The 16711-nt window shown below is 71.7% G+C and carries 16 protein-coding genes; 12 read left to right on the top strand and 4 right to left on the bottom strand.

All coding sequences use genetic code 11. The features are described from left to right. Positions 1-11: 11 nt before the first annotated feature. From CF165_RS36785 to CF165_RS36775, 3 genes are all read left to right on the top strand, one after another. Positions 12-584 (top strand): TetR/AcrR family transcriptional regulator, encoded by a 573-nt coding sequence (locus CF165_RS36785; RefSeq protein WP_093952203.1) that lies wholly within the window; start codon positions 12-14, stop codon positions 582-584. 14 nt (positions 585-598) lie between these two features. After that, positions 599-1327: an alpha/beta fold hydrolase gene (locus tag CF165_RS36780; RefSeq protein ID WP_093952202.1), complete on the top strand. Its 729-nt coding sequence runs from the start codon at positions 599-601 to the stop codon at positions 1325-1327. A gap of 244 nt (positions 1328-1571) precedes the next feature. After that, complete coding sequence (locus CF165_RS36775) at positions 1572-4823, top strand: tetratricopeptide repeat protein (protein ID WP_093952201.1); 3252 nt, start codon at positions 1572-1574, stop codon at positions 4821-4823. A gap of 97 nt (positions 4824-4920) precedes the next feature. On the opposite strand, the gene CF165_RS36770 is transcribed toward CF165_RS36775, so the two are convergent. Continuing rightward, positions 4921-5703 (bottom strand): methyltransferase, encoded by a 783-nt coding sequence (locus CF165_RS36770; RefSeq protein ID WP_093952200.1) that lies wholly within the window; start codon positions 5701-5703, stop codon positions 4921-4923. A gap of 28 nt (positions 5704-5731) precedes the next feature. On the opposite strand from CF165_RS36770, the gene pdxR reads away from it, so the two are divergent. From pdxR to CF165_RS36750, 4 genes are all read left to right on the top strand, one after another. Then, complete coding sequence (gene pdxR, locus CF165_RS36765) at positions 5732-7177, top strand: MocR-like pyridoxine biosynthesis transcription factor PdxR (protein ID WP_093952199.1); 1446 nt, start codon at positions 5732-5734, stop codon at positions 7175-7177. A gap of 543 nt (positions 7178-7720) precedes the next feature. Continuing rightward, positions 7721-9490: an MFS transporter gene (locus tag CF165_RS36760; protein WP_093952198.1), complete on the top strand. Its 1770-nt coding sequence runs from the start codon at positions 7721-7723 to the stop codon at positions 9488-9490. 58 nt (positions 9491-9548) lie between these two features. Continuing rightward, positions 9549-10061 carry a hypothetical protein gene (locus CF165_RS36755; RefSeq protein WP_093952197.1) on the top strand — a complete coding sequence of 171 codons (513 nt, stop codon included), beginning with the start codon at positions 9549-9551 and terminating at the stop codon, positions 10059-10061. A gap of 37 nt (positions 10062-10098) precedes the next feature. After that, complete coding sequence (locus CF165_RS36750) at positions 10099-10377, top strand: DUF6881 domain-containing protein (RefSeq protein WP_093952196.1); 279 nt, start codon at positions 10099-10101, stop codon at positions 10375-10377. 1 nt (position 10378) lies between these two features. On the opposite strand, the gene CF165_RS36745 is transcribed toward CF165_RS36750, so the two are convergent. Together CF165_RS36745 and CF165_RS36740 are read right to left on the bottom strand one after the other, a co-directional pair. Further along, complete coding sequence (locus CF165_RS36745; protein ID WP_093952195.1) at positions 10379-11038, bottom strand: peptidylprolyl isomerase; 660 nt, start codon at positions 11036-11038, stop codon at positions 10379-10381. A gap of 25 nt (positions 11039-11063) precedes the next feature. Next, the gene (locus CF165_RS36740; RefSeq protein WP_020644532.1) at positions 11064-11321 is read right to left on the bottom strand and encodes a DUF2631 domain-containing protein; all 258 of its coding nucleotides are present in this window, start codon (positions 11319-11321) and stop codon (positions 11064-11066) included. A 94-nt stretch (positions 11322-11415) separates the two neighbouring features. Here CF165_RS36740 and dxr point away from each other — a divergent pair, with 94 nt between their 5' ends. The 3 genes from dxr (at position 11416) to ispG (ending at position 15118) form a co-directional block, all read left to right on the top strand. Further along, positions 11416-12618 (top strand): 1-deoxy-D-xylulose-5-phosphate reductoisomerase, encoded by a 1203-nt coding sequence (gene dxr / locus CF165_RS36735; RefSeq protein WP_093952194.1) that lies wholly within the window; start codon positions 11416-11418, stop codon positions 12616-12618. 3 nt (positions 12619-12621) lie between these two features. Next, positions 12622-13848: a M50 family metallopeptidase gene (locus CF165_RS36730; protein ID WP_093952193.1), complete on the top strand. Its 1227-nt coding sequence runs from the start codon at positions 12622-12624 to the stop codon at positions 13846-13848. Positions 13849-13966: 118 nt separating this feature from the next. Continuing rightward, positions 13967-15118, top strand: a complete 1152-nt coding sequence (gene ispG, locus CF165_RS36725) for a flavodoxin-dependent (E)-4-hydroxy-3-methylbut-2-enyl-diphosphate synthase (protein WP_167441674.1) — start codon at positions 13967-13969, stop codon at positions 15116-15118. Positions 15119-15164: 46 nt separating this feature from the next. Here the strand turns inward: ispG and CF165_RS36720 are convergent, their stop codons facing one another. Further along, the gene (locus tag CF165_RS36720) at positions 15165-15419 is read right to left on the bottom strand and encodes a hypothetical protein (RefSeq protein WP_093952192.1); all 255 of its coding nucleotides are present in this window, start codon (positions 15417-15419) and stop codon (positions 15165-15167) included. 81 nt (positions 15420-15500) lie between these two features. Between CF165_RS36720 and CF165_RS36715 the strand changes: the two genes are divergently transcribed. Then, positions 15501-16307: a helix-turn-helix domain-containing protein gene (locus tag CF165_RS36715; protein ID WP_205661069.1), complete on the top strand. Its 807-nt coding sequence runs from the start codon at positions 15501-15503 to the stop codon at positions 16305-16307. Continuing rightward, positions 16304-16696 (top strand): VOC family protein, encoded by a 393-nt coding sequence (locus CF165_RS36710; protein WP_093952190.1) that lies wholly within the window; start codon positions 16304-16306, stop codon positions 16694-16696. The genes CF165_RS36715 and CF165_RS36710 overlap by 4 nt, the downstream gene beginning before the upstream one ends. Positions 16697-16711 lie beyond the last annotated feature (15 nt).

Genomic DNA, 16711 nt, shown 5'->3' with positions numbered 1-16711 from the left:
GGAGGCCCTTCGTGAGCCGTGAGCGCCGGTCGGACGCGGTCGCCAACCGCGACCGCATCGTGGAGGCCGCGCGGGCCGAGCTGAGCAGGTCCAACGGCGCGGTGGACGACCTCAAGCTGCACCTGGTCGCCAAGGCGGCCGGGGTGGGGCAGGGCACGCTCTACCGGCACTTCCCGACCCGCGAGCACCTGCTGGCGGAGGTGTACCGCCACGAGCTGACCGAGCTGGTCGACGCCGTGGCGCCCTTGCTGGCCGAGCATCCCCCGCTCCGGGCGCTCACCGGGTGGCTCGACCGGCTGGTCGAGTACGCGCGCGTCAAACGCGGGGTCATGGCGGCGATCGAGGCGTCGGCGTGGCAGGACCTCTACGCCGGCCAGCACCACCGGCTCGACGAAGCGCTGGAGCTGTTGCTCGACCGGGGGAAGGCCGCCGGCGAAGTGCGTGAAGGCGTCGACGCCACCGACGTCATCCTGCTGCTGGGCGCGTTGTCGCGGATTCCCGGGCCGGAGTGGGACAAGCGCGCGCCCACGGTGGTGACGGTCATCGTCGACGGCCTCCGCCCTAGCCGCGCGCGGCCGTCTTAGGGAAGGCTGCTGCGATGGACACGCTCAACATGCGCACCGGCGGCCAGGGCGAACCGGCCGTCCTCCTCCTGCACGGCCTGGGCGCGACCGGCGCCGTCTGGGCCCACTTCTCCGTCGCGTTCGAGCGGCGCGTCCTGGTGCCCGACCTGCCCGGCCACGGCCTGTCCGCGCCGCTGCCGCACTACAGCTTCGAGACGCTCACCGCCGCGGTCGCGCGGGCGCTGCCGGGGAAGGGCCCGTTCGTCGTCGCCGGGCACTCGCTCGGCGGGGTGCTGGCGCTGGAACTGGCCTCCGGCCGCTACGACGTCGAGGTCGAAGGCGTGCTGGCGCTTGGGGTGAAGGTCGAGTGGAGCCAGGACGACCTGGGCCGCGCGGCGTCCTTCGCGGCCCGGCCGGCCCGGGTGTTCGAGACGCGGGAAGACGCCGAGCAGGCCTACCTGAAGGTCTCCGGGCTGCTCGGGATCGCGCCCGCCGACCCGGCCGGGCTGCGCGAGACCGAGGGGGGTTGGCGTCTCGCGATGGACCCGGCCGCGTTCGGCGTCGGCGCGCCGGACATGCCCGCTCTGCTCGCCGCGGCGCGATGCCCAATCGTGTTGGCAGCGGGCGAAAACGACCCGATGAGCCGTCCGGAGCAGCTGCGGGCACTCGATCCGGACGCGGTCACGCTCGACGGTCTCGGCCACAACGCCCACGTCGAGGACCCGGCCGCCGTACGCGCGCTGCTGAAGCGCTTCGGCGTGTGAAGGTCCGGGCGCAGCCGTCGTACCCCATGCGACGGCTGCTCCCTCGAACCCCTCGCCACCACTACCGGACGCGGGAAAGCCTAGGAAACGGCGGTGGACGAGCGCCTGTACCGCCGTCCCCCGCCGTCGTCACCGTCCGCACCTGCGGAAATGGTTATCTTCGCCGTTCGGTGGTACATCCGGAGCGGCACGATGGTGATGCTGGAGGGGTACGTGCCGCGGGGGTACGCGGGAGAGGACGTCTGTGGAGGAAGGCCTGTCGTTCGCCGGCTGGCTGCGGAAGCGGCGCGGGCTCGCCGGCCTCACCCAGGCCCAGCTCGCCGAACGCGCCGGACTGAGCCTGCGCGCGGTGCGCAACGCCGAGCTCGGCAGCGTCCGGCGGCCCCGGCCGGAGACCGAACGGCGGTTGCGGGAAGCGCTTGCCGAAGCCCCGCCGGAGCCGGTGCGGATCGGTGTCCTCGGACCGCTCGCCGTGACGCGCGGGGCCGAGCCGGTCGAGATCGGCGCGGAGAAACAGCGCCTGCTGCTGGCGTTGCTGGCCCTGCAGCCGAACCGGACCGTCCGGCGGGAAGACCTCGTCGACGTCATCTGGGACGAGCCGCCGCCGTCGTGCCTGGAACTGCTCCACACCTACGTCGCGCGGCTGCGGCGGGCGCTGCGTCCCGCCGACCTGATCGTCACCGACAAGGGCGGCTACCGGCTCTCCGCCGGCGAAGCCGAGCTGGACCTCCTCGAGTTCGAGGCCTTTCTCAGCCGGGAACCGCCGGCCTACCGCGAGGCCCTGGACCTGTGGCGCGGGCCCGCGCTCGCCGACGTCGAACGGCTCCGGCAGCATCCCGTCCGGCTGGCGCTGGCGATGCGGCACGCCAAGACGGTCCTGGCCTACGCCGGGACCGCGGACCCCGAAGACGCGGCGGTGCGGCTGCGGGCGCTGACCGCCCAGGAGCCGCTCGACGAGGCCGCGCACGCCAAGCTGATGCTGGCGCTCGCCGCGTCCGGACGCCAGGCCGCCGCCCTGGACGTGTTCGAGGACGTGCGCCGCCGGCTGGCCGGCGAGCTGGGCATCGAACCGGGCCCCGAGCTGCGCGCGGCCCAGCGACAGGTGCTGCGGCAGGACTTCGCCGTCCCGGAACCGCCGTCCCGGGTGCCGGCGCAGCTGCCCGCGGACGTCGCCGGGTTCCGCGGCCGCGCGGCGCAGCTGGCCGAGCTGGACGCTCTGCTGCACCGCGCCGAAGACGACACCGGCGCGCGGATCGCCGTCCTGTCCGGGACCGGCGGGGTCGGCAAGACCGCGCTCGCCGTGCACTGGGCACAGCGGTCGCCCGCCGCGTTCCCGGACGGGCAGCTCTACCTCGACCTGCACGGCTACGGCACGGTCCGGCCGGTGGAGCCGGGTGACGCGCTGTCCGGGTTCCTCCGCGCCCTCGGCGTCGACGGCGCCGACATTCCCGCCGAGCAGGACGAGCGGGCCGCGAAGTTCCGCACCGTGCTCACCGGCCGCCGGATGCTGCTGGTGCTGGACAACGCCGGTTCGGCCGGGCAGGTCCGCCCACTGCTGCCCGGTTCGGCGTCGTGCCTGGTCCTGGTGACCAGCCGGGACGCGCTGCCTGGCCTGGTCGCCCGCGACGGCGCCCGCCGCGTGCTCGTCGACCTGCTCACCGAGACCGAAGCCCGCGACCTGCTGCGGGCGCTGCTCGGACGGCGTGTCGACGACGAACCCGAGGCCACCTCGGCGCTGATCGGGTACTCCGCGCGGCTGCCGCTGGCCCTGCGCCTGGTCGCCGAGCTGGCGATCGGCCGGCCGGGGGAGCGCCTCGCCGAGCTCGCGGCGGAGCTGGCCGACGAACGGCGGCGGCTCGACCTGCTCGACGGCGGCGGTGACCCGCTGACCGCGGTCCGTGCCGTGTTTTCGTGGTCCTATCACCATCTGGAGCCCGACGCCGCGCGCGTGTTCCGGCTCTGCGGCCTGCACCCGGGCCGCGACCTGACGCCGGCCGCGCTCGCCGCGCTCGCCGGCGTTCCCCTGACCGAGGCGGAACGGCTGGCCGGCACGCTGGTGCGGGCTCACCTCGCGCAGCAGACCGGCGAGGACCGCGTCCAGCTGCACGACCTGCTGCGCGTCTACGCGGCCGAGCTGGCGGCCGCCGATCCGGACGAAAGCCACGCGGCGCGAGAGCGGCTGTTCGACTTCTACGTCCGGTCGGCGGCGCAGGCCATGGACGTCGTCCTGCCGCAGGAGCGGCACCTGCGCCCGCGGGTGCCGGACCCGGACGTCAAGGTGATCGACGCGCAGGCGTGGCTGGAGGCCGAGCGCCGCAACCTCCTCGCGGTGGCCGCGCACGCGACCCGGCACGGGTGGCCGGAGCACCTGCGGCTGCTGTCCGGGATCCTCTGGCACTACCTCGACGTCGGCGGCTACCACGAGGAAGCGCTGGTGCTGCACACGCACGCGTCGGCGCTGGCCCACTACGCCGGCGACCGGGCGGCCGAGGCCGAGCCGCTGATCCTCATCGCGCTCGGCCACTGGCGCGTCGGCCGGTCGCGGGAAGCGCTGCGGTACCTCGAGGAGGCGCTCGTCCTCGCCCGCGAGACCGGCGACCGGCGGACCGAGATCCACGCGGTCAACACCCTCGGCCTGGTCTGCCGCGCACTGGGCCGGTTCGCCGAAGGGATCGGGTACTCGGCGGAGGCGCTCGAGCTGGCCCGGCGGACGGGCGACCGCACCAGCGAAGGCCTGGTCCTGGTGGTGCTCGGCTGTTCGTGCCGCGGCATCGGCCGGTACGGCGAAGCGATCGGCCACTTCGAAGCGGCACTCGCCCTCGCGCGGGACATCGCCGACCGCACCAGCGAGGGCTACGCGCTGGTCAACATGGGCGACGCGTTGTCGGCACTGGGACGCCACGACGAAGCGGTCCGGGCCCTGGAAGAGGGGCTGGAACACCTCCGCGCGATGGGCGTGCGGGTGAGTGAGGGGTACGCCCTGGGCATCCTCGGCGACGTCGAACACGCCCGCGGCCGGCACGCGGAAGCCGCCGCGCACCTGGAGCGGGCGCTGGAAATCGCGCAGGAGACGGGAAGCCCGACGAACCGCAGTGTCGCGCTGAAGCACCTGGGCGACGTCCGGCTGGCCCAGGGGCGGCACGCGGAAGCGGCCCGGCACCTCGAAGAGGCGCTGAGCCTGGCCCGCGAATGCGGCGACCGGGGCGTGGAATCCCGCGTGCTCAACAGCCTCGGTGCCCTCTCCGCCGCGCGCGGTGCTTCTTCGGACGCGCTCGCGTACCACCGCGAAGCCCTTGCGGTGGCGAAGAAGACGGGCTGCCGTCCCGAACAGGGGCGGGCCCACTGCGGGCTCGGCGAAGTCCACTGTGGACTCGGCGACCCGGATGCCGCGCGCGAGCACTGGGAACGCGCGCTGGCCTGCTACGCCGGGGAATGCGTGCCCGGCGCGACCCGGGTCCGGAACCACTTGACGGCCTTGGACCGCGTCGTGGGATAGGAACGTTCGAGAGCCGCGATGTCCTGTTCGATCCGCTGGAGATCCCGGTCGACGACGTCGGTACTGCCGGCCAGCCGCGGCCGTGGGCGCCAGGTGCTCATGACTTCCTCCCGGTGGCCTTGAAGAACGTGTAGTGGAAGGTCCCGTCTCCGGTGCCCGCGCGGTGGAGGTCGGCGACCCCGCGCGCCCAGCCGTCCTCGGTGGCGAGCCCGCGGGCGACGGCGGTCTCGCCGACGCCTTCGACCATCGCGGTGAAGGTGTCGCGGGTGAACCCGGTGACGAGGTGGGGCCGGGACGCGTCGGCGTAGACCGTCCGGGGTTCGACCGCCACGCCGTCGAACCCGGCGCCGGTGAGCAGCGGGTACAGGCGCCGTCCGATGAGCGCGTCACCGCCGGCGTCGGCCTGCAGGCGGACGAGGCAGTCGATGGCGGCCTGGGCGTACTCGCTGCGCGGGTGGTGGAACGCCGACCCGTGGTCGCCTTCGATCACCGTGATCGTGCCGCCCGGCCGCAGCAGGGTGCGCAGGTGCGCCAGGGCTTTCTCCGGCTCCGTCAGGTGTTCCAGCACGAAGCAGACGAAGACGTGGTCGTATTCGCCGTCGAGGTCGAAGAGGTCGGCTTGGCGGAACTCGACGCCCCTGACTCGCTTCCGCGCCTCCGCGAGGGACGCCGCGGAGACGTCGACCGCGGTCAGGTGCGCGCCGGGGCTGCGGGCCACGAGGTGGACGGTCTGGGCGCCGACGCCGCAGCCGGCCTCCAGCACGCGGCTCCCCGCCGGATAGGCCGTCCCCGCGTGCAGCAGCTCAGCCAGGGTGTCGGCCTGGTCGCCGAGGCGCCGGGCTTCGGGTTCGGTGTATCCGTGCACGTAACCGGTGTCCATGAGCCCAGCGTGCTGCGATAATGGTCCGATGGACAGAGCCAAAACCGCCCTCGCTGAGGGGTCCATAGGGTCGGACTTCCTCCAGCTGGACGTCCGCGAGGCGCCACCAGGCGGGCTCGCGGACTGGCTCGCCGGGCAGCTGCGCGCGGCGATCGCCGACGGCAGGCTCCCGGTCGGCGGCCGGCTGCCCGCGTCCCGGGTGCTGGCCGCCGAGCTGCGCGTGTCGCGGGGCGTGGTCACCGAGGCCTACCAGCGGCTGGTCGACGACGGCCACGCCGCGGGCCGCGGCCGGGCGGGCACCGTCGTGGTCGCCGCACCGGTGGTTCCGCCCGAGCCGGTCCCGGTTTCTTCGCCGGCGAAGGTGATCACGCCATCGCCCGGTCCCGACATCTTCGACGTGATCCGCGCGGCTCCGGCCCGGATCGACCTCACCCCCGGCGTGCCGGACCTGACGGCGTTCCCGCGGGCGGCCTGGCTGCGGGCGGAACGCTCGGTGCTGGACGAGCTGGAGCCGTCCCAGTTCGGTTACGGCGATCCGCGCGGGGCACCGGCGATGCGGCGGGCGGTGTCGCACTGGCTGGCGCGCAGCCGCGGGATCAGGGCCGATCCGGGGGAGATCATCATCGTGGCCGGGGTGGCGCAGGCGCTGACGCTGCTCGGGGACGTGCTGAGGCAGCGCGGCGTCACCGAACTGGCGGTGGAGGACCCGAGCTCGCTCGGCGCCCGGCAGCACCTGCACCACTGCGGCCTGGCGACACCGCCAGTCGGAGTGGACGACGACGGCCTGCGTGTCGCCGAGCTGAGCGCGCCGGCCGTGCTGCTGACGCCGGCCCACCAGTTCCCGATGGGCGTGGTCCTGGGCGGCGAGCGCCGCCGGGACCTGATGCGCTGGGCGGCCGAGGGCGGCATCGTCGTCGAGGACGACTACGACGCGGAGCACCGCTACGACCGCGCGCCGGTGCCCGCGGTCCGGTCGATGCTGCCCGAAGTGTGTTACATGGGCAGCGTTTCGAAGCTGCTGGCGCCGGCGTTGCGCATCGGCTGGCTGCTCGCGCCGCCGCGGTTCCGGGAAGACCTCGTGGCGGCGAAGCGGTTCGCGGACCTCGGCAACGGAGTGCTGCCGCAGCTGGTCCTGGCCCGCTTCATGGAGACCGGCGAGCTGGAGCGGCAGCTGCGGGTGGTGCGGGCCCGCCACCGCCGCCGCCGCGACGCGATGATCCGCGCCCTGTCGGCGGCCCTGCCGTCGGCGGTGGTCCACGGCGCGGCGGCGGGCCTGCACCTGACGATCACGTTCGGCGGCGAGGTGGACGACGTCGCCCTGGCGGCGGCCGCGCTGGCGGAGGGGGTGAAGGTCCAGCCGCTGTCGTGGCACCGCCAGCACCCGGGGAGCCCCGGTTTGGTGCTCGGCTACGCGGCGCGGACGGCGACGGAGATCGCCGAAGGGGTGGCCGTGCTGGGGAAGCTCCTGCGGTGACGCCCGGGTCGCCTCGCTCCGGCAAAGTCGTAGCGCCCCTTCCCAGGCGCCTCACCGGCGTGAACGGCACGCTGAGGCACGACCGGCACCCCACCCAGACCTCCCCCGCCGCCCCGATCCGAAGCCAGAACACGGCCGGTAGTACCGGGTCAAGGCACGCTTTCCCGCCTTGACGCGGTGCTACCGGCCGTAGTCACAATCGGGCTTCGGGGTGGTGGGTCGATGAGCGCCGTGCGGAGCTACCTGGAATTGCCAGAACCCCAGACCCGCGAGGGGGACCCCCGGTTTCAACGTTACCGGCGCCCACCGACAGTTCCGCCCACAAGAGCCCGAGTTGTCCACACCGCACCCCCGGACGACCGAGTTGTCCACAGGCTGCCGAACTGTCCACAGCCCAGCACCTCCGCGGCCATCAGTAAACAGTCCTCAAAGGACATTCAGCGACTGTGATCACGCTCTCCCATGCGTTTCGCATGATTGGTTGCCATGGGCAATCAAGTTGCTTAGCCTAGCTAAGGGACTGATGAGCAGAAGGGTTGCACAGTGGCGGAACGCCGGACGTATTCGATCGCGGAACTGGGGCCGCGGTACAAGTGGATCGCGCTGTCCAACACGACGCTGGGCATGCTGATCGCCACGATCAACTCCTCGATCGTGCTGATCGCGCTGCCCGACATCTTCAAGGGCATCGGCATCAACCCCCTCGAACCGGCCAACACCAGCTACCTGCTGTGGATGATCATGGGCTTCCTCGTGGTCACCGCGGTGCTGGTGGTGAGCTTCGGCAGGCTCGGCGACATGTACGGCCGCGCGAGGATGTACAACCTCGGCTTCGCCGTCTTCACCGTTTCTTCGATCATGCTGGCCATCACCTGGTTCGACGGCGACGCGGCCGCGTTGTGGCTGATCGGCTGGCGGATCGTGCAGGGCGTCGGCGGCGCCTTCCTGATGGCGAACTCCTCGGCGATCCTGACCGACGCCTTCCCGGCCAACCAGCGCGGTCTCGCGCTCGGCATGAACGGCGTCGCGGCGATCGCGGGCTCGTTCCTCGGCCTGGTCGTCGGCGGGGTGCTCGCCCCGGTCGACTGGAACCTGATCTTCCTCGTGTCGGTGCCGTTCGGCGTGATCGGCACGGTCTGGGCGTACCTCAAGCTGCACGACACCGGCGTCCGCAAGCACGCGCGGATGGACTGGTGGGGCAACATCACCTTCGCGGTCGGCCTCATCGCCGTCCTGATCGGCATCACGTACGGCATCCAGCCCTACGGCTCGTCCCCGACCGGCTGGGGCAGCCCGTTCGTGCTCAGCTGCCTGATCGGCGGGTTCGCGGTGCTGGTCGCGTTCGTGATCATCGAGTCGAAGGTCGACAACCCGCTGTTCCGGCTGTCGCTGTTCCGGATCCGCTCGTTCACCTGGGGCAACGTCGCGAACCTGACGGCGTCGCTCGGCCGCGGCGGGCTCCAGTTCATCCTGATCATCTGGTTGCAGGGCATCTGGCTGCCGCAGCACGGCTACACGTTCGAGCAGACGCCGCTGTGGGCGGGCATCTACATGCTGCCGATGACGGTCGGCTTCCTGCTGGCCGCGCCGACGTCGGGCATCCTCGCCGACCGGATCGGCAGCCGCCTGCTCGCCTCCACCGGGCTGCTGATCACGGCGATCACGTTCCTGCTGCTGATCATCCTGCCGGTGAACTTCGACTACTGGGCGTTCGCGGCGATCCTGCTGATCAACGGCATCGGCATGGGCATGTTCTCCTCGCCGAACCGCGCCGAGGTGATGAACAGCCTCCCGGCGGACGCCCGCGGCTCCGGCGCGGGCATGATGACGACGTTCCAGAACGCGGCGATGGTCCTGTCGATCGGCTTCTTCTTCAGCCTGATCATCGCGGGCCTGTCGAGCAGCCTCCCGTCGACGATGAGCCAGGGCCTGACGGAGCACGGCGTCCCGGCGGCCTCGGCGGCGCAGATCGCCAACCTCCCGGCGGTGGCGGTGCTGTTCGCGGCGTTCCTGGGCTACAACCCGATCCAGCAGCTACTGGGTGGTCAGCTGTCGGCGCTGCCGCCGGACCAGGCGGCGTTCCTGACGGGCCGCAGCTTCTTCCCGAACCTGATCTCGGGCCCGTTCCAGTCGGGCTTGGCGGTGGCGTTCGGCTTCGCGATCGTGGTCTGCCTGATCGGCGCGGTGGCATCGCTGTTGACGAAGGACACGCGCCCGGCGGACGGCGAATCGGTGGGCGAGGAACTGGCCGCGGTGGCCGGCGAGTCGGGCGGCGGGCCGAGCGAATTGGTGTCGCCGTCCCGCGAACGCTGACGATAGTTTGAAGCCGGGTGCCGGACGGCACCCGGCTTTTGACGTCCTGGGGAGCGCCATGCGGGAGCCGACGATGACCGCCGCCCGCCTGGACGAGCTGCTGGCCGAAGCCGGCACCGAACCGTGTGCCCTCGCTCGCGAGGCCTTGGCGGCAGGTACACCGGCCGAGTTCCAGAACGGTACCCAGCCGCTGGTGCCGATGCGGTCGCTCTTCAGCCGCCGCGAAAACCGCAGCCGCCGGAGCGGCCAGGGTTCAGTCGGTTTCGAAGCGGCTCTCCGAGCGCTGGGGACGTACCCAGGCGCCTCGCTGGCCAGGGCGACGATCGACGACCGGCAGCGTGACCGCTACTTCTTCGAGCTGTTCTTGACGCCGGATCTCACCAGGGTCGTCGCGTGCTTCGGCGTGGCCCGGCCGTCCCGGGACGGAGTGCGGCATCCGGACGGCATTGGCCGAGCTTCGGCAGGTACGCAGAACTCGTGCCGTTCTTCCCGTCCCCCGAGGCCGCGACGTATCTGGCCGAGGCGCTGGAACGGGCTCGGAGGGATCCGCGCGCCGGCGACGTCCTGGTGACGACGGTGAAGGACGCGCTGGCCTCTATCGTCGGTCCATGACCTCGTACGTGAAGGTGCGCTGGGACCACGGCTTCGCCGACGAGCCGGTCGAGCTGTTCAGCGAACTCGGTGAGGACCGCTACGAGGTGCGCAAGGTCGACGTCTACCGCGACGGCCGGGCCGACTGGGCGGACGCGGGGCGGGAGACGGACACGATCGGGCTGGGGGAGGTGCCGTTCCCCGGCCTCGGGGAGATCAACGCCCAGCCGGAGTTCCACGCGGAAGTCATCACGGCCGAGGAGTTCGAGGCCGCTTGGGTGCGTGCCCGCGGGTGAGCTACCAGCCGAGCGAAGCCTTCCGGATCTTCACCGGATGCGCCGGCGCCCCGTCGAGCGGCCCGTTCGGGTCGGTCGGAATGATTCCGTCCGCCACCATCCGGTCGAGGGCGTCCATTCCGCGGATCACCTTGCCCATCACCGAATAGTTCGCCGGGATGTTCGCGAACGAGTGCACGATGAAGAACTCCGACCCGTTGGTCCCTGGCCCCTGGTTCCCCATCGCGATCGTCCCACGCGGGTACGTCTCCGTCCCGGAAACCTCGTCCGGGAACTTGTACCCCGGCCCGCCCTTCTCCACCTCGTAGATGTCCCCGCACTGAAGAACACCGAGCCGGGCGGAGTTGGAAAGACGCCAGCACTGGGACCGGTCGTAGAACCGCTGCGAAACCAGCGAAACCATGTTGTGCACCGCACAAGGAGCGGCTCCGGCGCGGTTCAGCCGCACCGTCACCGGCCCGTAGTTGAACCGGAACGTCACATCGACGGTCCCGCGCGTCAGAGCGAACGGCAACGGACGCACCACCGGCCGCGCGGCCGGGTTCGAGGGCGTCGGCGTGAACGTGCATCGGACCAACGGCACTGATGCGGAAGCCGGCGCGGGAGCCGCCACCAGCGCACCCAACACGGAAAGAACAGCCAGACCCCAGCGCAGCTTCATGCCGGGGACGTTAGCGAATGACGAACTACTTGCGCCAGGCCGTGCGCCGCTTGCGGATGTCCAGCACGAGCAGGAGGACGAGGAACAGCGCCAGGCCGACCAGCCAGACGTTCTCGGTGTTGTTCTCGTGGTTGCCCTTGATCATCACCAGCAGGATGATCGCGCTGACCCAGCCGGCGATGCGGGTGGCCTTCGGGAACGAGCCGTGCCAGCCCCAGGCCGCGGACGGCTCGTCGCGCGGGTCGACCTCGGGCCGCCTCTTCTCGACCGCCTTGCCTGCCACGATGAACTCCTCAAACCCCGTGAACCTCGGACCCGCCGATGATCCCACACCTCCGGGTGCGCCGCGGAGACGCCCCGCGCGACAATGACCGGCGATGACTACCTCGCGAAGCGTTCTCGTGCTCGGCTCGACCGGGTCCATCGGCGTGCAGGCCCTCGACGTCGCCGCGCGCAACCCGCACCTGTTCCGGGTGGCCGGGATCGCCGCGGGCGGGGCCGATCCGGCCGCGCTGGCCGCGCAGGCGCTCGCCCACGGCGTCGAGGCCGTCGCCGTGACCAAGGCCACGGCCGCCGAAGACGTGCAGCTCGCGCTGTACGCCGAGGCGCAGCAGCGCGGCTACGCCCAGGGCGAGTTCAAGCTCCCGCGGCTCTTCGCCGGTTCGGACGCCGTCACCGAGCTGATCGACGCCGTGCGAGTCGACACCGTCCTCAACGCGCTTCCGGGCTCTCGAGGCCTCGAGCCGACGCTGCGGGCGCTCGCCACCGGCGCCACGCTCGCTCTCGCCAACAAGGAGTCGCTCATCGCCGGCGGGCCGCTGGTCCTCGCCGCGGCCAAGCCGGGGCAGCTCGTGCCCGTCGACTCCGAGCACTCCGCCATCGCGCAGGCCCTGCGCGCCGGGCACCGCGGCGAGGTCGCCCGGCTCGTGCTCACCGCCTCCGGCGGCCCGTTCCGCGGCCGCAAGCGCGCCGAGCTGGCCGACGTCACCGTCGAGCAGGCCATGGCGCACCCGACGTGGTCCATGGGCCCGCTCATCACGATCAACTCCGCCACCCTGGTCAACAAGGGCCTGGAGCTGATCGAGGCCGCGCTGCTGTTCGACATCGCGCCGGACAAGATCGACGTCACCGTGCACCCGCAGTCGATCGTGCACTCGATGGTGACTTTCGCCGACGGCTCGACGATCGCCCAGGCGAGCCCGCCCGACATGCGGCTGCCGATCGCGCTGGCGCTGCACTGGCCCGACCGCGTCCCCGACGCCGCCCCCGCCTGCACCTGGGACAAGGCCGCCACCTGGACGTTCGAGCCGCTGGACGACGAGGCCTTCCCGGCCGTGGAGCTGGCCCGGCACTGCGGTGCCGCCGGCGGCTGCCTGCCCGCGGTGTACAACGCCGCGAACGAGGAGCTCGTCGCCGCTTTCCTCGCGCAGAACACCGGCTTCACGTCGATAGTGGACACTGTTTCCGAGGTGGTGGGAGCCGCCGACGAATGGCGTCGCGAACCCCGTGACGTCGAGGACGTACTAGCGGCCGAGCGCTGGGCTCGCGCCCGGGCAGGGTCGATCATCGAGGGGAAGTAGCGGGTGCTCGCCTACATCATCGGCATCGTGCTGTTCGCGCTGGGGATCTGTGTCTCCGTGGCGTTGCACGAGGCCGGGCACATGGTCACCGCGAAGGCCTTCGGCATGAAGGTCCGCCGGTACTTCGTGGGCTTCGGGCCCACGGTGTTCTCCTGGCGCCGCGGGGAGACCGAATACGGCCTGAAGTGGATCCCGCTCGGCGGGTTCTGCGACATCGCCGGCATGACCGCCCTCGACGAGGTCACCCCGGACGAGGCGCCGCGCGCGATGTGGCGGTTCAAGACCTGGAAGCGCACCGTCGTGATGTCGGCCGGGTCGATCACCCACTTCATCCTGGGTTTCGTGGTGCTCTACCTGCTGGCCGTGACGATCGGGCTGCCGAACGCGGCGGCCGCGGCCCCGGCCCAGCCGGTGCTGGACTCGACCTCCTGCGCCCGCTCGGCCACGACGAAGGAGCAGGCCGAGGCTCAGGCGAGTTCCGCATGCCCGCAGGGCGCACCGACCCCGGCGGCGACGGCCGGGCTGCTGGCCGGCGACAAGGTGCTCGCCGTCGGTGGGAAGCCAGTCGCGACCTGGGACGAAATGCTCGCCGCCGTGCAGGCCACCAGCGGCCGGACGGTGTTCGAGGTGCAGCGTGGCTCCGAGCAGCTGTGGCTCGTCGTCGACGTGCCGAAGGTGCAGCGCTGGACCTCGGCCGGGGTCAAGGAGGTCGGCATGATCGGCGCCTCGCCCAAGGTGCCGCAGCTGACCACGCAGTACGGCCCGGTCTCCGCGATCGGCGCCACGTTCGGCTTCACCGGCTCGATGTTCGCCGAGACGGCGCAGCGGCTCGTCCAGTTCCCCGAGCGGATTCCCGCCGTGGTCACCGCGATCTTCGGCGGCGAGCGCGACCAGAACACCCCGGTCAGCGTCGTCGGCGCGAGCCGGCTCGGCGGCGAAGCGGTCGAGCGGGGCGTCTGGCTGCTGTTCTTCCTCCTGCTGGCCAGCCTGAACTTCTTCATCGGCGTGTTCAACCTGCTGCCGCTGCTGCCGCTCGACGGCGGGCACATCGCGGTGGTCTGGTACGAGCGCGTCCGCGACTGGATCCGCGGGCTGCGCGGCAAGGCGGCCGGTGGCCCGGTCGACTACACGAAGCTGTCCGGGATCACGGTGGCCCTGGTGCTCGTCGGTGGCGCCGTGACCCTACTCACCGTGACGGCGGACATCGTCAACCCGATCCGTCTGCCGTAGTGAGCCGCCACGGAGGGGTTCCGGCCCCTCCGCGGCGGTTCACACCGCCCGTAACGCTGCTCACCGTGACGGTTGACATGGTGAAGGTGGCCCACTAGGGGTAGGTACGCTGGAAGCCGTGACCGTCGCACTCGGAATGCCCGCCCTGCCCCCGCCCGTCCTGTCCGAGCGCCGCAGGACCCGCCAGCTCCAGGTGGGCTCGGTCGGTGTCGGCAGTGACTTCCCGATCTCCGTCCAGTCGATGACGACGACGCTCACCTCCGACGTCAATGCGACCCTGCAGCAGATCGCCGAGCTGACCGCCGCGGGTTGTGACATCGTCCGCGTCGCGTGCCCGTCGGCCGATGACGCGGAGGCGTTGCCGGCGATCGCGCGCAAGTCGCAGATCCCGGTGATCGCCGACATCCACTTCCAGCCCAAGTACGTGTTCGCCGCGATCGAGGCGGGTTGTGCGGCGGTGCGGGTGAACCCGGGCAACATCCGGAAGTTCGACGACCAGGTCAAGGAGATCGCGCAGGCGGCGAAGGACCATGGCACCCCGATCCGGATCGGGGTGAACGCGGGTTCGCTGGACAAGCGGATCATGGACAAGTACGGCAAGGCGACGCCGGAGGCGCTGGCGGAGTCGGCGTTGTGGGAGGCGTCGCTGTTCGCCGAGCACGACTTCCACGACATCAAGATTTCGGTCAAGCACAACGACCCGGTCGTCATGGTCCGCGCCTACGAGATCCTCGCCGAGCAATGCGACTACCCGCTGCACCTCGGCGTCACCGAGGCCGGCCCGGCATTCCAGGGCACGATCAAGTCGGCCGTCGCCTTCGGCGCGCTGCTGCGCCAAGGCATCGGTGACACGATCCGGGTGTCGCTGTCCGCGCCGCCGGTGGAAGAGGTCAAGGTCGGCATCCAGATCCTGCAGTCGCTGAACCTCAAGCAGCGCAAGCTGGAGATCGTGTCGTGCCCGTCGTGCGGGCGCGCGCAGGTCGACGTCTACACCCTCGCCGAGCAGGTCACCGCCGGGCTCGAGGGCATGGAAATCCCGCTGCGCGTGGCCGTCATGGGCTGTGTCGTCAACGGCCCGGGCGAGGCCCGCGAGGCCGACCTGGGGGTCGCCTCGGGTAACGGCAAGGGCCAGATCTTCGTCAAGGGCGAGGTCATCAAGACCGTGCCCGAGCACGCCATCGTCGAGACGCTCATCGAAGAAGCCATGCGCATCGCCGAAGAAGCGGGCGAAACCCTCGGCGAAGGCGCCCCCGTCGTCACCGCCGGCTGAGTTCTTCCGGCTGAAAGGCCTCCTCACGCCGGTGAGGAGGCCTTTTTCAGCCCTGGAGGTGGTGCTGGGCGGCGTCGCGGATCTGCAGGCGGACGTTCTCCAGCGCGGCCGCGACCTCGTCGATCTGCTGCGCCGCCAGCTGGATGGCGCCCTGGATCGAGGTCGCGGTGGACGTCTCCCCGAGCAGGCCGAGCACCTGGGCCTGCAGGTCTTCGAGGTCGCTCTTCGTCGCGAGCGCGATGCCGGTGGGCACCTGGTCGGCGAGCAGCTCCAGCTGCTGCGCCTGCTCCTGGATCGTCATGGGGGTTCCTTCCGCGGTGGGGACGCACCTCCGTGTTAGCAGAACCCGGAACTGTCGGTGGTGACGATTACGCTCGCATCCGTGAGCGTGACCTGGGCCGTCCGGGAGCCGCACCCGGTGGTGCGGCCCCTGGTCACGCGCTATGTCGGGTACGCGCAGGACGACGTCACGCTGACCGTCCACCGCGGCCTGCCGTCCCGGCATGTGACGCTCGTCATCAGCCTGGCCGGCCCGGTGCGGATGGCCGGGTGCAGCCTGCAGGGCCTCGTCGGCGGCCTGCACACGAGCGCGGTGCTGATCCGGCAGGACCGCACGCAGGAAGGGCTGCAGCTGGAGCTGGACCCGCTGGGGGTGCGCACGCTGTTCGGCGTCACGGCGGCGGAGCTGAGCGGCGAGGTGGCGGACCTGGCCGAGTTCGGCCTGGGGACGCTGCCGGACCGGTTGCGGGAGCTGCCGACCTGGGGCGAGCGGTTCGCGCTGCTCGACGACGTGCTGGCCGCCCGGGCCGTGGATCCGGTGCCGCCCCAGCCCGAGCTGGGGGAGGCCTGGCGCCGGATGCGGGGCGCGGACGGGCGGGTGCGCGTCACGGACCTGGCGGGCGAGATCGGCTGGAGCCGTCGTCACCTGGGGGAGCGGTTCCGGGCGGAGCTGGGCCTGGCCCCGAAGCAGGCGGCGCGGGTACTGCGGTTCGAGCGGGCGGGCCGGCTGCTGCGCGGTGGCCGGCTCGACCTGGCGTCGGTGGCCGCCGAGAGCGGGTTCTACGACCAGGCGCACCTGACCAACGAATGGCGTGCGCTGGCGGGGTGCACGCCGGGGCGGTGGATCGCCGAAGAGCTCCCGTTCCTCCAAGACGAGGAGGTGCCGGCCGGGCAAGACTCCCCGGCATGACTCCCGAACCGAACGTGTGGCCCGCCCTCCGCTACGACGACGCCCCGGCGGCGATCCGTTTCCTGGTCGACGTCCTGGGCTTCACCGAGACGCTGGTGGTGCCCGAAGGCGACCTCATCGCGCACGCGGAGCTGCGCCGGCCCGAAGGCGGCGCGGTGATGCTGGGCAGCGTCCGCCCGCCGGACGGCGTCCACGACACCATGAAACCCGGCACGGGTGCGGTGTACGTCGTATCGGACGAAGTGGACGAAATCTACGCGAGGGCGCGGCAGGCGGGCGCGGAGATCACGGCGGAGCTGACGGACACGGACTACGGCTCGCACACGTTCAGCCTCCGCGACCCGGAGGGCAACTCCTGGACGATCGGCACCTACCGCGGCGCGGCCTGACCGAAGCCGGGCCGG

The organism is Amycolatopsis vastitatis (assembly GCF_002234595.1).
GTDB classification, from domain to species: Bacteria; Actinomycetota; Actinomycetes; order Mycobacteriales; family Pseudonocardiaceae; genus Amycolatopsis; species Amycolatopsis vastitatis.
The sequence above is the reverse complement of the archived record's forward strand: the minus strand, read 5'-3'. Positions and strand labels throughout refer to the sequence as shown.